Source organism: Thiocapsa bogorovii, assembly GCF_021228795.1.
GTDB classification, from domain to species: domain Bacteria; phylum Pseudomonadota; class Gammaproteobacteria; order Chromatiales; family Chromatiaceae; genus Thiocapsa; species Thiocapsa bogorovii.
Map to the genome: position 1 here is coordinate 4,688,521 of NZ_CP089309.1, position 12,513 is coordinate 4,701,033.

11 protein-coding genes are annotated in these 12,513 nt (G+C 63.5%); 9 read left to right on the forward strand and 2 right to left on the reverse strand.

Going from position 1 to position 12,513, the window contains the following annotated elements; genetic code table 11:
- Positions 1 to 37 precede the first annotated feature (37 nt).
- Positions 38 to 949 (forward strand): polyphosphate kinase 2 family protein, encoded by a 912-nt coding sequence (locus LT988_RS20835; RefSeq protein WP_232407399.1) that lies wholly within the window; start codon positions 38 to 40, stop codon positions 947 to 949.
- Between the two features lie 30 nt (positions 950 to 979).
- A complete protein-coding gene (locus tag LT988_RS20840; RefSeq protein ID WP_232407400.1) occupies positions 980 to 2,275 on the forward strand; it encodes a chloride channel protein in 1,296 nt (431 codons plus the stop codon).
- Between the two features lie 979 nt (positions 2,276 to 3,254).
- Here LT988_RS20840 and LT988_RS20845 read toward each other — a convergent pair.
- Positions 3,255 to 3,815: a DUF3124 domain-containing protein gene (locus LT988_RS20845; RefSeq protein WP_232407401.1), complete on the reverse strand. Its 561-nt coding sequence runs from the start codon at positions 3,813 to 3,815 to the stop codon at positions 3,255 to 3,257.
- Positions 3,816 to 3,867: 52 nt separating this feature from the next.
- Positions 3,868 to 5,616, reverse strand: coding sequence for a SulP family inorganic anion transporter (locus tag LT988_RS20850; RefSeq protein ID WP_332460497.1), 1,749 nt, complete (start codon positions 5,614 to 5,616; stop codon positions 3,868 to 3,870).
- 664 nt (positions 5,617 to 6,280) lie between these two features.
- On the opposite strand from LT988_RS20850, the gene LT988_RS20855 reads away from it, so the two are divergent.
- From LT988_RS20855 to LT988_RS20885, 7 genes are all read left to right on the forward strand, one after another.
- On the forward strand, positions 6,281 to 6,445 hold the full coding sequence (locus LT988_RS20855; RefSeq protein ID WP_232407403.1) for a hypothetical protein: 165 nt from the start codon (positions 6,281 to 6,283) through the stop codon (positions 6,443 to 6,445).
- Between the two features lie 21 nt (positions 6,446 to 6,466).
- Positions 6,467 to 6,721 carry a DUF3313 family protein gene (locus tag LT988_RS20860; RefSeq protein WP_232407404.1) on the forward strand — a complete coding sequence of 85 codons (255 nt, stop codon included), beginning with the start codon at positions 6,467 to 6,469 and terminating at the stop codon, positions 6,719 to 6,721.
- 77 nt (positions 6,722 to 6,798) lie between these two features.
- Positions 6,799 to 7,917, forward strand: a complete 1,119-nt coding sequence (locus tag LT988_RS20865) for an ABC transporter permease (RefSeq protein ID WP_232407405.1) — start codon at positions 6,799 to 6,801, stop codon at positions 7,915 to 7,917.
- 85 nt (positions 7,918 to 8,002) lie between these two features.
- A complete protein-coding gene (locus LT988_RS20870) occupies positions 8,003 to 8,743 on the forward strand; it encodes an ABC transporter ATP-binding protein (RefSeq protein WP_232407406.1) in 741 nt (246 codons plus the stop codon).
- Between the two features lie 2 nt (positions 8,744 to 8,745).
- Positions 8,746 to 9,807 carry an MlaD family protein gene (locus LT988_RS20875; protein WP_232407407.1) on the forward strand — a complete coding sequence of 354 codons (1,062 nt, stop codon included), beginning with the start codon at positions 8,746 to 8,748 and terminating at the stop codon, positions 9,805 to 9,807.
- Positions 9,804 to 10,400: an ABC-type transport auxiliary lipoprotein family protein gene (locus tag LT988_RS20880; RefSeq protein ID WP_232407408.1), complete on the forward strand. Its 597-nt coding sequence runs from the start codon at positions 9,804 to 9,806 to the stop codon at positions 10,398 to 10,400. The genes LT988_RS20875 and LT988_RS20880 overlap by 4 nt, the downstream gene beginning before the upstream one ends.
- 25 nt (positions 10,401 to 10,425) lie before the next feature.
- Entirely contained in the window at positions 10,426 to 12,141 is a 1,716-nt protein-coding gene (locus tag LT988_RS20885) for a cation:proton antiporter domain-containing protein (protein WP_232407409.1), read from the forward strand.
- Positions 12,142 to 12,513: the final 372 nt, after the last annotated feature.

Consider the following 12,513-nt stretch of genomic DNA (forward strand, 5'->3'; position numbering starts at 1 on the left):
GCCCATGAACCAAATCCCAGCCCTCGGAGGCATCGCCATGAGCTACAGCAAGCAATTCCGCGTCAAGCCCGGCAGCGAAGTCGACCTCGGCAAGGTCGACGCCGGCTTCCACGACCAACATGAGTCCCACGAGCACGCGTTGCCGGAAATCGAGACCTATACGCAGAAGATGCATGACCTGCAGTACCTGATGTATGCGGAGGGAAAACGCTCGCTGCTCATCTGCCTGCAAGGGCGCGATGCGGCCGGCAAGGACGGCACCATCAACCACGTGCTCGGCGCCATGAACCCGCAGGGCTGCACGGTCACCGGCTTCAAGGTGCCGTCCAAGGAAGAGGCGGCCCACGATTTCCTTTGGCGGTATCACCGGCACGCGCCGGAAAAGGGTCAGGTGGCCATCTTCAATCGCTCCCATTACGAGGATGTGCTGGTGGTGCGCGTGCATGACCTGGTGCCGAAGGGGGTGTGGTCTAAACGCTACGAGCAGATCAATGACTTCGAGAAGATGCTCGCCGACAACGGCACGCATATTCTCAAGTTCTATCTGCACATCGACCCGGAAGAGCAGCTGGAGCGCTTCCGGCAGCGCATCGAAGACCCGGCCCGCCATTGGAAGATCAGCGACGGCGACTATGCCGAGCGCCCGTTCTGGGACGCCTACACCGAGGCCTTCCAGGATGCGCTGAACAAGACCAGCACCGAGCATGCGCCCTGGTTCGTCATCCCCTCCAATCACAAATGGTTCCGCAACCTGGCCGTCTCGCGCATCGTCGCGGAGACATTGGAGTCGCTCGGCATGCAGTTCCCGGAGCCGACGGTCGACATCGACCAGATCAAGCAGAAGTACCACGCGATCGTACAGGAGGAGCGGATCGGCGAGGCGCAGGCCCTTGATAAGCAGGACAAACAGAAAAAGAAGGGCTCCGGCAAGAAAAAGAAAAAGGGCTAACCTCTCGGCAAAGGGGCATCCGGACGCATCATGCCGACGCAATCGGATACGCTACGCCTGACGCTCGCGACCCTGTTGGCGGGCGTACTGATCGGCGTCATCGGCGGTTTGTTCAGCCTGACGTTGGGATGGATCGACGGCGCGCGGCTGGACGTTATCGATCTGGCCCATGCCCGCGCCCTGCCGGACTTGCTCGCCGCGCTTGGTTTCGGTCTAACCGGCGCCGCGCTGGCGGCGCTGGCCGCCTGGCTGGCACGGCGTTTCGCACCGGACGCCCCGCAGGTCCCGGCGGCCGGGGCCGACGCCGCGCTACCGAGATCCGGTTCAAACCTTGGCACCATGTCGGTCAATTTCGCCGGCGGCAGTCTCGCCGTCGGTGCCGGGCTAGCCGTCGGCCCGGAGCGTCCGGCCATTCAGATGGGGGGAGCGATCGGGCGCACCGTCAGCCGGCTGCTGCGGCTGAATCGCCAGGATGCCGATCTGATGCTCGCGTGCACCGGAGGTGCCGGTGTCGCGACCATGTTCAACTCGCCCTTGGGCTGCGCTGCCTACGTGGTCGAAACGGTCGTCAAGCGCGTCGATCTGCGCCTATCCCTGACCGCACTGGGCGCCGGAGCACTGGCCGTCGGCGTATCGCGCTTGGTGACCGGCCGCGCCGTCAACTTTTCGGTGGATGCTCTACCGGCCTATCACTTCGGGCAGCTGGCCCTGTACCTGCTGCTCGGCGTGCTGGTCGGCCTCGTCGCCTACGCACAGTCACGCACAATCAAGGCCGTCGCTGCCCTCGTTCAACGCCCTCTCATGCCTCCCGCCGTGCGCGCCGGACTGATCGGCGCCGCCGCCGGCCTCTTGGCATGGCAAGCACCCGGCGTCGTCGGGACCGGTGAGGCCATGGTGCAGTCGGTTCTCGATGGCAAGCTCGTCTTGTCGATGCTGGCGCTGGTGCTGCTGATCCGGTTCCTGCTCGGTCCCTTGTCCCTCGCCGCGACAACGCCGGGCGGCTATTTCACCCCGGCACTGCTGCTCGGGGCGCTCTCGGGGGCCTTGTTCGGCGAGATCGCGGGCATGCTGCTGCCGGCCGGCGCGGTGCCGCCAACGCCCGCCTTGGCGCTGGTCGGCATGGCGGTGGCATTGGCGGCCATCGCCCATGCACCCTTCACCGGCATCCTGCTCACGCTGGAGACCACCGGCGCCTTCACGATGGCGTTGCCGATGATCGTCGCGGTGTTCGGCGCCATTGCTGTCATACGGATGTTGAAATCGCCCATCCTGAGCCACGGACTCGAGTCCATGGATCAGGGCGGCCGCGGAGGACAACAGACATGAGCATCGACGTTTTCGCCGCCTGGGCCGGCATCTTCTTTGTCGCTTGCTCAAAGAACTGCTCGCCGGGCAGTCCGAGCCGGATGCATTCGGCTATGCATGCGAAATGGTCGCCGGGCGCACGAGGGAGGGGTGCAGGCTTCTGGCGAGCTTCGAAAAGCGTTGGCACGTCTTCGTGAAGCAGCGACCATCGAGAAAAGTGGCAACGGCAAAAATCGGATGCGTAGCTGTTTCCTGCTCGGTCCCTCTCTGAAGCCCATAGGAAAAGGTTCCGCGGCGCGTGACCAAAGACGATTGATGGAACTCGCTGACGTAATAAAGCGCTTGATGCCGCTACAAGTTCAGATGCCGGACCCGCAAAGTCCACTGCAACCACATGCGGTTCCGGTGGCTGAGGTCTTTCTTGTGGAGACTGTACGTGGTGCTGCGGTGGTATGGCTCGATCTATTCTGGTGTGCCTCGGCATGCGGTAACCCAGAGCCCCCTGTCAACGCAGCCATTCCAAGCAGAAAGGCTCGCCGATGCCACATTGCCTATGCTGTGCCGCGTCCGCAGTCAGGGGCCGAGCGATGGGTCGATGATAATCCTTCGTTCGGTCCCCGCTGCATAGCCTGGCAGAAACCTTTCGTCATCGAGCGGCTGCATCCCGGGTCAGAAGGTTGGCTTCGTTACATGGACTGGCAAAGTCAACGCTCGTCCTACGGTAGCGCGAGTGGACGAGAGGCGGCATGGTGCCACGCCGAAAAGGTGTTCGGCGGGTTAATCCGTTCACGCGTCGTCTAGGGCGATTTCTATCAACCGCCTCAGTTTTCCCGACACGATTGACCTCTATCGTGTGGGTTGATCGGCAGTCGAGGGCCCGTAGGACCGACGCACCGCTGTACCCATATCCGAATCGTTCATTGGCCATTCGAGTCATTGATGGTTCACGACGGGTGTGCAAGTGGAGAGCGACGCAAATAGGCACTCGGCGCATCGCAGCTCATCGGCGAATTTCGATCACCTTGCCCTGCGTGACGAACGATAGGCCTTGCGTCCCCGTCCCACCGCTCATGATTGCCTGCACGATAGGGCTTACCAGTGTCTCCTCGGCCTGCCACTCGACGAGGAAGTTTGCACCGACACCGCCGCGGTCCTCCCCGATACCGACGACAAAGTTCGCGGATGCAAAGGGCCCAAGCGTCAGCGGTTGGTCGGTGTATTCTTTTATCTGAGCCCCGGAATGGTCGTAGTAACGAACACTGGTTACTTGGATGGGCTTCGATGGGTCGACGTTGTGGATGACCAGCGTCGAAGACAGCGGTTGTTTCGACGCCTTGTCTCCCTGAAAGATATGGGAATACACGGGGACATAAATGACCTCGCCAATCCGAAGCTCAGGAGACTCCATCGTCGTTGAATCGACGCCCTGCGCCGCAAGCGTAGGCGCCGAGATGCCGAACAGCAGCGCGATCGCGACGGCGCTGGCCGGGCCGCTCAAGCGCTTACCTATTGCGGTTCTTGATTGGCATTCGTTCATCAGCATGACCGGTCGGCCATTCATGTGCGGCCTCTGCTTAGTCGTGCACATGGCGATGTTATCGTTAGTCAGACGCTCATCCGCTTGTCGCTGTCCCTGGCCGATTGTCGCGGCTCTTGAACGCCTTCACGGCCGAGGTCAAGGTTGGATAATTCTGCTGCTCCGTCAATTCCCATTGCGTATCCAGCCATGTCTTATCGAACAGTCGGGCCGCGGCATGCTTTCGGTGCGCGACTGCCAGCACGATACCGCGTTCCTTCAGCGCGTCGCGCAGCTCCGCAACCCTTTGCATCGCTGTACTATCGACCACATTCACCGGGCTGGCGTCAACGACAACCCAATCGACGGGCGCGTTGGCGTTGGCAACCGCGGCGAGAACCCGAGACTTGAAATAGTCCGCATTGTAGAAAACGATGTCGGCGTTGAAGCGGTACAGCAGCAGTCCCGGGAGGGTCTCGGCCTCGGGATAATCCTTGCGGTCGTGATAGCCCCTCATGCCTGGCACGCGACCCAGGACCGCGTCCGTCGGCCGGGAGGTAAGCATCAGGAGCAGCAACAACGACAAGACGATGGCCAACAGGACGCCCGGCAGCACGCCGAGCACCAGCACACCGATCGTGGTGCCGACCGAAAAGCCGAGCTCGACCCGGCTCATCGCAAATAGTTTGCGCAGGGTTGTTAAATCGAAGAGACCGACGGCGGAGACGATGATGACCGCGGCCAAGGCGGTGGTCGGAACGTACGCCAAGGGGTCCGTTAGGAAGAAAAGGACCAACAACATGACACCGCCTGCCACGATCCCGACGACCTGACTCTTGCCGCCCATGGCGCTATTGACCGCGGTTCGGGAATCCGCACCGGTCACCGGGTAACCCTGGGCGAGGCCCGAGGCAAGATTCGCTGCACCGAAACCGATCAGCTCCCGGTTGGCGTCCACTTCGTAGTGGTTGCGCTGCGCGAAGCTCTTGGCCGTGAGTATGCCGCTGGTAAAGCTCACGAGCGCGAGACCGGCGGCATCGCGCACAATGGTTGGGTAGTCGGCGAGCGGTAGTAACGGGATGTGGAAGAGCTCCGGCAGACCGGCCGGCACGGTTCCGAGCAGCGCCACGCCTTGTTCGCCCAGGCCCAAGACCTTTGCCAGGAGCAGACCGACGACGACCACCACGAGCGCGCCGGGTAGCCGCGGCAGAAAGCGGCGCAGCGCAACCAGTCCGACGAGCAGGGTCAAGCCGAGTGCCAACGTGGGTGCGTGCGCATGGCCGATGTGGCTCACGGTCTCCAACAGCTTGGGGAAGAAGTCTCCGGCCTCGACAGAAATGCCGAGCAACTTGCTCAGCTGTCCCACGATGATGATCAAGGCGATGCCGTTCAGAAAACCGACCAGGATGGGCAGCGATAGGAAATTGGCAATGAACCCGAGCCGCAGATTCCCCATCAGCAAATAGGCCAGGCCGACGGTGAGGGTCATCACGATCACGAGCGCCAGATAGCGCTCTGGATCGCCAGCTGCGAGCGGTCCAAGGGCGGCTGCCATCATCATGCAGGTGGCTGCATCCGGACCCACCATCAGTTGCCGCGATGAGCCGAACAAGGCGTAGGCAAAGAGCGGAAAGATGGCAGCGTACATACCGATGACCGCGGGCACACCCGCCAAGTCCGCATAGGCAATACCGACGGGCAGCGCCACGGCCGCGACCGATAGGCCCGCAGCGATGTCGCTGGGCAACCATGCGATCTGGTAATGCGAAAGATTGTCGACGCCTGGGGCTACACGACGGACGAAGCGACTGATTCGTCGCCGATGTTCAACCTTGGCCAAATGCAAGCTCCGCTGTGTTCCAGAGGGTTTTTCGCAGGCCGTTCAACCGACCTGAAAGCCGCCCGGACGCGCTTCTTCGGCCATCGTTGGACCGGTTGCGGCTAGCGTCGTGATGGTGACCATCAACAGAATCTGTTTCTTCATGGAAATGCTCCTGGTCGACAAGCGCGAGGAAGGAGAGACGATAACCGCCTTGACTCAGTTCGCTGCCCGATTTGCACGGGACGCGGGGCAACATTGGGCGTTTACCAACGAATCGTAGTCGCGAAAAGCGCCTTTGTTGCCGAGTCACAGGCGAATGGGGCAGCCGCCGATATCTTATCGGGCTGCGAGCCTGGGGCGATCTCTGTCGATCGCCTAAGCGAATTCAAGGTATACGATATTCGCACGACGGTGGCGCGCTAATTGAGTTCAATTCTTGCACTTTGTTCCGGAGTGCCGACGGGACTCGGCGGTCGCAGGACGGGCTCGAGCGGACCGATGCTTCGCGCGTTGCCAGTTCCGGCAGCCGCATCGGGTTTCTTCTCTGTTCAGATCGCCCGAAGGGCTTTTTTGGAGGGTGCGGCGGGTTGGAGTGCAAGATTTGTACATCGATTCCGCTTGGTGCCGCTCTTGACCCGGTTACACTCGCAACGTTGATAACACGCAATTCAATCCTGAGAGACGACGCATGCGAATCAAGAGACTCGTCGCTGCGGCGTTGCTGGCGGTATCCGCCAACACGATGGCGGCAACCTTCGGGGACTATCAATCCGTCGGGTTTCTCAGCGACTACAGCAAGCTTAAGCAAAAGCCGGGCTCCGATGCCTACAGCTGGTCGGAGCCCGCCCGATAGATTGCCGCCTAAGACAAGGTCATGCTCGATCGCATCAAGATCGACCTCAAACAGGATGAGCAGCGCGGTCAAATCGACCCGATCACAGTGAAGTCGCTCGCGGACTACTTCCACGACGCGATCATCGAGCAGCTGCGCGGGCAATACCAAGTGGTGCGCGAGCCGGGACCAGACGTTCTGCGGCTACGGGTCGCGGTCACCGAGATGGCCAATACCTATCGGGCGACGCGGGTCAGAGATTGGCTCGACTCGGCGCGGTCGGCCGGCAATCACTGACAGCAGCGCCGTGGGAGCATCGCTTTGGACATGGACATGATGCGCTTTGCAACAGGGGCAAGGGCAAGCACCGTCCCATGACCGCGACAACGGCCCAAACTGCTGCCCCAACCGCTGCGCATGACGCGGTCACCTTTGCGCTGGGCGGGAGCATCACGGCCTACACGGCCGGCCCGATCTGGGAGCAGGCACTGGCAACCCTGACCCGCAACGCCGAGCGTCCCGTCGTCATCGATGCCTCGGACCTCAAGACTATCGACAATACGGGCATTGCACTGCTGTTCGACCTCAAGCGGCGTGCGCGCCCGGCGGGCGCGGAGGTCGAGATCCGGGGGCTGGCGCCGAATCTGGCAGCGCTGATTCCCGACTATGATCCCAAGGATTTCGCGGAGGCCGTCCGCAAGCCTCCGCGCTTGGGCATCATCGCGCAGATCGGCCGCGAGACCTTCCGGCAAATCGAGTACCTGAAACACTTCCTGGGTTTTCTCGGCGACTGCGCCATGGCGCTGCTGCAGGGTTTGCGCCACCGCGGCCTGATCCGCTGGCAGGAAGTGCTCAACGTCGCCACCGAGGCGGGCGCCAATGCCGTGCCGATCGTGCTGCTGATCGGCTTCCTGATGGGCGTGATCATCGCGTTCGAGATCGGTCTGGTCGCCCAGCAGTTCGGTGCCGTCATTTTCGTCGTCGACGGTGTCGGCGTCGCCATGCTCCGGGAACTCGGCGCCTTGATGACCGCCATCGTCTTCGCCGGGCGAACGGGCGCGGCGTTCGCGGCGCAGATCGGCACACAGAAGGTCAACGAGGAGGTCAATGCGATCCAAACCTTCGGCCTTGATCCGGTGCATTTTCTCGTCCTGCCCCGCTTGCTGGCCGCCATGCTGGTCGTGCCCCTGTTGACGGTTCTGGCCGATATCGTCGGCATCTTCGGCGGCGCCTTGGTGCTGGCGAGCTTCGGTATCGGCTTCGTCGAGTTCTACAACCACCTGCTGGGCGCGGTCGGCGTCGATGACTTCCTGGTCGGGCTGGTCAAGGCAACGGTCTTCGGCCTGGCCATCGCGGCCATTGGCTGCGAGCGGGGGCTGTCGACCGGGGCCGGGGCGACCTCGGTCGGGCTGTCGGCCACGAGCGCGGTGGTCACCAGCATCGTCTCGATCGTCGTGCTCGATGGCCTGTTCACGATTGCGCTCAGCGGTTAGCGTGGGGGTGGTGCCGGATCAAGCCGCCGTTCCACCGCCGCGCGCTGATTCATCGGCGCCGGCCATCAGCGTGCGGAACTTGAAGATGGGGTATGGCACCCGCGTGCTGCTCGAGGATGCGACGTTCGAGGTCCAGCGTGGCGAGATCTTGGTCATCCTCGGCGGCTCGGGCTGCGGTAAGTCGAGTCTGATGAAGAACATCATCGGGCTGTACAAGCCGATGGGCGGCGACATCCTGATCGACGGACGCAGCGTGGTCACTGCGGAGGCCGCGGAGAAGGCCCTGCTGCAGCGCAAGCTCGGCATCATGTACCAGAGCGGCGCGCTGTTCGGATCGTTAACGGTGCTCGAGAACGTCCGCTTCCCGCTCGACGAGTTCACCGACATGGGTCTCGACCAGAAGAACCTGACGGCACGCTTGCTCCTCCACCAGGTGGAAATGGCCTATGCCGAGGGGCTGATGCCGGGGGAGCTCTCCGGCGGCATGCTCAAGCGCGCCGGCATTGCCCGCGCCATGGCGCTGGGCGCCGATATCCTTATGCTCGATGAGCCGTCGGCGGGACTCGATCCGATCACGGCGGCGAACCTGGACCGGACCATTCTGAGCCTGCGCGCCAACCTGGGTTTCACCTTCGTCGTCGTGACCCACGAGCTGCAAAGCATCTTCACCGTTGCCGATCGCGCGGTCATGCTCGACCCGGTGTCGCGCAGCATCATCGCCGAGGGCGATCCGCGGGAGCTACGCGACACGAGTGCCGATCCGCGGGTTCGGCAATTCTTCAATCGCCGGCCCGACGAGGCGCCGGCGACCACAGCGGGGACCTGACCATGGAGCAGAACAAAAGCTATTTTCGGCTCGGACTGTTCGTGGTGGTGTCACTGGCGATCCTGCTCGGCGTGCTGTTCGTCCTCGGCGGGCGCTCCCTCTTCGAGCCGACATTCACCTTCGAGACCTACTTCGACGGCTCCGTCTCCGGGCTCGGCATCGGTGCCCAGGTACAGTTTCGCGGCGTGCCGCTCGGCCAGGTGAGCGAGATTACGACCACGGCGAGCGAATATGAAGACGGCAGCCCGATCAAGATGCGCAAGAGCTACATCGTCGTGCGGGCAAAGCTTTCCGGCGATGCGGACCGGGTGCAGCAGTGGCGCAAGGAAGTAGCCGCCTATATCGAGCGGGGGCTGCGCGCACAGACGCAATTGGCCGGCATCACCGGTCAGCAATTCCTGGCCCTGGATTTCCTGGCGCCGGACAAGAACCCACCGCTGCCCATCGACTGGACCCCCGAGTATCCGTACATCCCATCGGCCCCAAGCCTGACCGGCCAGATCATTGACAGCGCACAGCAGTTCCTCGGTAGTCTCAACAAGGCCGACGTCGGAGAGCTGGGCCGCAACCTCAACAGCCTGGTCCAGACCCTGAACCAGAAGGCCGAGCGGCTGCCGATCGAGAAGCTCTCGGACGAGGCCAGCCAGGTCCTGGTGGAGGCGCGTACGACCATCGACCACCTGGATCAAGTCATCGAAAAGGCGCCGGTCGTCCGCGCCTTGGACAATATCGCCGATGCCTCTGGGCGTCTCGATACCTTGCTGGAGGACCCTGGACTGAAGCAGACGGTCGATAACGCCGCGGCCTTCACCGGCGGCCTGCGCGCGCTGATCGAGAAAGGCGGTGTCGACGCGGTGATTGCCGATCTGGATCGCACCATCCAACGCGTCGATGCGCTGATCGGCGACAACCAGTACGACGTGCGGGTGGTCATTCAGGACCTGCGCGCCACCGCCGACAACCTGCGCAGCCTGTCCGAGACCGCCAAACGCTACCCCGCCGGCGTCCTCATCGGCGGCCCGCCGGAAGAGGTGGACATGCCCTGGAAGGAGAGGAGGCGATGAAACGCCGAACATCACTGGGCGCCGTTGCGGTGATCCTGCTGCTCGCCGGATGTGCCATCGGCAAGCCCATCCCGCAGGCCACCACTTACGTCATCGAGCCACCGCCACCGATTCCCGCCGCCAGCCGCCGCGCCGAGACTTTGCGCATGGGTAAGGTGCGTGTCGCGCCGAGCTTTGCAGACAGGGCGCTGGTCGTGCGGGTCGACGAGGTGCGCTACGCCGCGGACTTCTACAACAGCCTCATCGCACCGCCCGGCGACATGCTGGGTGCGGTGATGGCTGACTGGCTGAACGACGCGGGACCGTTCGCCACCGTGACCCAGCCCGGCACGCGAACCCCTGCAGCCTTTGTGCTCGAGGCCACCGTGACCAAGCTGTACGGCGATTTCCGGCCCGGGCGCACGCCGAGCGCGATCATGGAAATCCAGTTCAGTTTGGTCGATCTGTCCGGCATCAGTCCGACCGTGCGACTGGAGCAGACCATCGGCCGTTCCGTGCCCTTGTCCGAGTCGACGCCTGAGGCGTTGGTGCAAGGCTACGGCCGGGCGCTTGCCGAGATGCTGTCGGAACTGTCCCTGGCGTTGACTCGTTGAACAACAGCTGAGGCATGCGCTCACCATGGAACTCTCGTCCATCCTGCTCGCCATCGTCATCATCCTGGCCGCGACCGCGCTCTGCGTCGCGCTGTTCGATCGCCTGGGGTTCGGGTCGATCCTCGGCTTCATCGTCGCCGGCGTCCTGATCGGGCCGCACACGCCCGGACCGGTCCCGGTGCACGCGGTCGAGGAGTTGCAAAGCATCGCCGAGCTTGGTGTCGTGCTGTTCATGTTCACCGTCGGTCTGGAGCTGCGCCCGGGGAAGGTCTGGGCGATGCGGCGGCTGATCTTCGGGTTGGGCTCCGCGCAGATGCTGGTCAGTGCCGCGGCCCTCGCGCTGTACCTGGTGCTGCTGGTGGGGATTTCCTGGGAGGCGGCAACGCTGGTCGGCCTGGCCTTTGCGATGTCGTCCACCGCGATCGTCATGGGCACGCTGTCCGAGCGGGGCGAGCTGGCCAGCGAGCACGGACGCACGACCTTCGCCATCCTGATGGCGCAGGACATGTGGGTGGTGCCGGTCATGGCCCTGGTGCCGGTACTGGCCCATACCACAGGCGCGGCCGGCTCGACGCCGTTGTGGCAGACGCTGCTGATGGTGGTTGGGGTCATCGGCGGCATCCTGATCGTCGGGCGCTGGCTGTTGCCTGCGGCACTCGGCTATTTCGCGGGCCAGCGGCAGATGGACGCCTTCGGGCTGGTGCTGTTCCTCGGCGTGATCCTGGCCGCCTGGGCCGTGGACAAGGTCGGCATCTCTATGACCCTCGGGGCCTTCCTGCTCGGCATGCTGCTGTCGGCCTCCGATCTGCGCTATCAGATCGAGGCGAGCGTGACGCCGTTCAAACAATCCCTGATGGGGCTGTTCTTCATCGCCGTCGGCATGTCCATCGATGTCGGCGCGATACTGCGCGACTGGGACGCGCTGCTGGTCCAAGTGCCGGCGGTGCTGGCGCTCAAGGCGCTCGTACTGATCGGCCTCGCCCTGGCCTTCGGGATCGGCCGCGCGGCCGCGATCCGCATCGGTTTCTACCTATCGCAGGTGGGCGAGTTCGCCTTCGTGCTGCTGGGCGCGGCGGCCGTGGCCGGACTCATCAGCAGCAATGGCCACACCCTGGCGATGCTGGTGGTGGCGGTGAGCATGATTGCGACGCCGCTGATGGTGAAGGCCGGCGCCGCTCTGTCCGGTCGCCTCGCCGGCGCGGCGCGAGACACGGCGGCGGATCTGTCCGCCGACCTTGAGCGCCATGTCGTCATCATCGGCTACGACGAGGTCGGCCAGCTCATCGCCCTGATGCTGGAGCGCGCGAACATTCCCTACGTGGCCGTGGAGCGGGACCTGGTCATCGTGGAGCGCGCGAAACGCGCCGGACGCCAGGTCTACCTGGGCAACATGTACAGCCCGGCCACGCAAGCGGCGGCCGGCGTGGGCAAGGCCACGGCTGTGTACGTGACGTCCCACGACAACCAGGCGGCCAAGGCATTGGCCGTGACGCTGCATCAGCTCTATCCCCAGTTGGACGTCTATGTCCGCATGCGCACGCTCCGGGACCAGGACGAGCTCGTCAGCAAAGGCATCAAGCATGCCGCGACGAGCTATATCGAAAGCACATTGTCCCGCGGCGGGGAGCTGCTCAAGAACCTCGGGGTACCCGAAACTGAAGTGGATGAAGTCGTCGGCACGCTGCGGAAGGAGAACTACAGCTCGGTCCGTGCCGCGTACGTCGACGTCGCGAGCGGCTGAGCCTGATCGGTTCGCCGGCTCGCCTGCCGTTTCAGACGGCTCTCCACCGTCAGCATCATCATGCAGAGCAAGCAGGCGATTCGAGCGCGCAGCGAAAGGCACCGAACCGCAGGGCAACTCGAATAAGCCTTGGGTTTGGCGATTGTCTGCCCGAACGAATCGGCCTCATCGCGTTCGGTCGAGCCATCCGGCAAAGGTGCGCAGTCTCTGGAGGGGAAACCATCCATTAGGGATACCGGTGCCAGAGCAGCCAGGAACCCTTGAACCTAGAAAGAACGGTTGAACGAAACCGGAAGGGGCCTCTTCAGCCGGGCCCGGGACCTGTTAACGCGATGACGGTGAGGTGCTCCTTCCTGGCGCCGAAGACGGTCT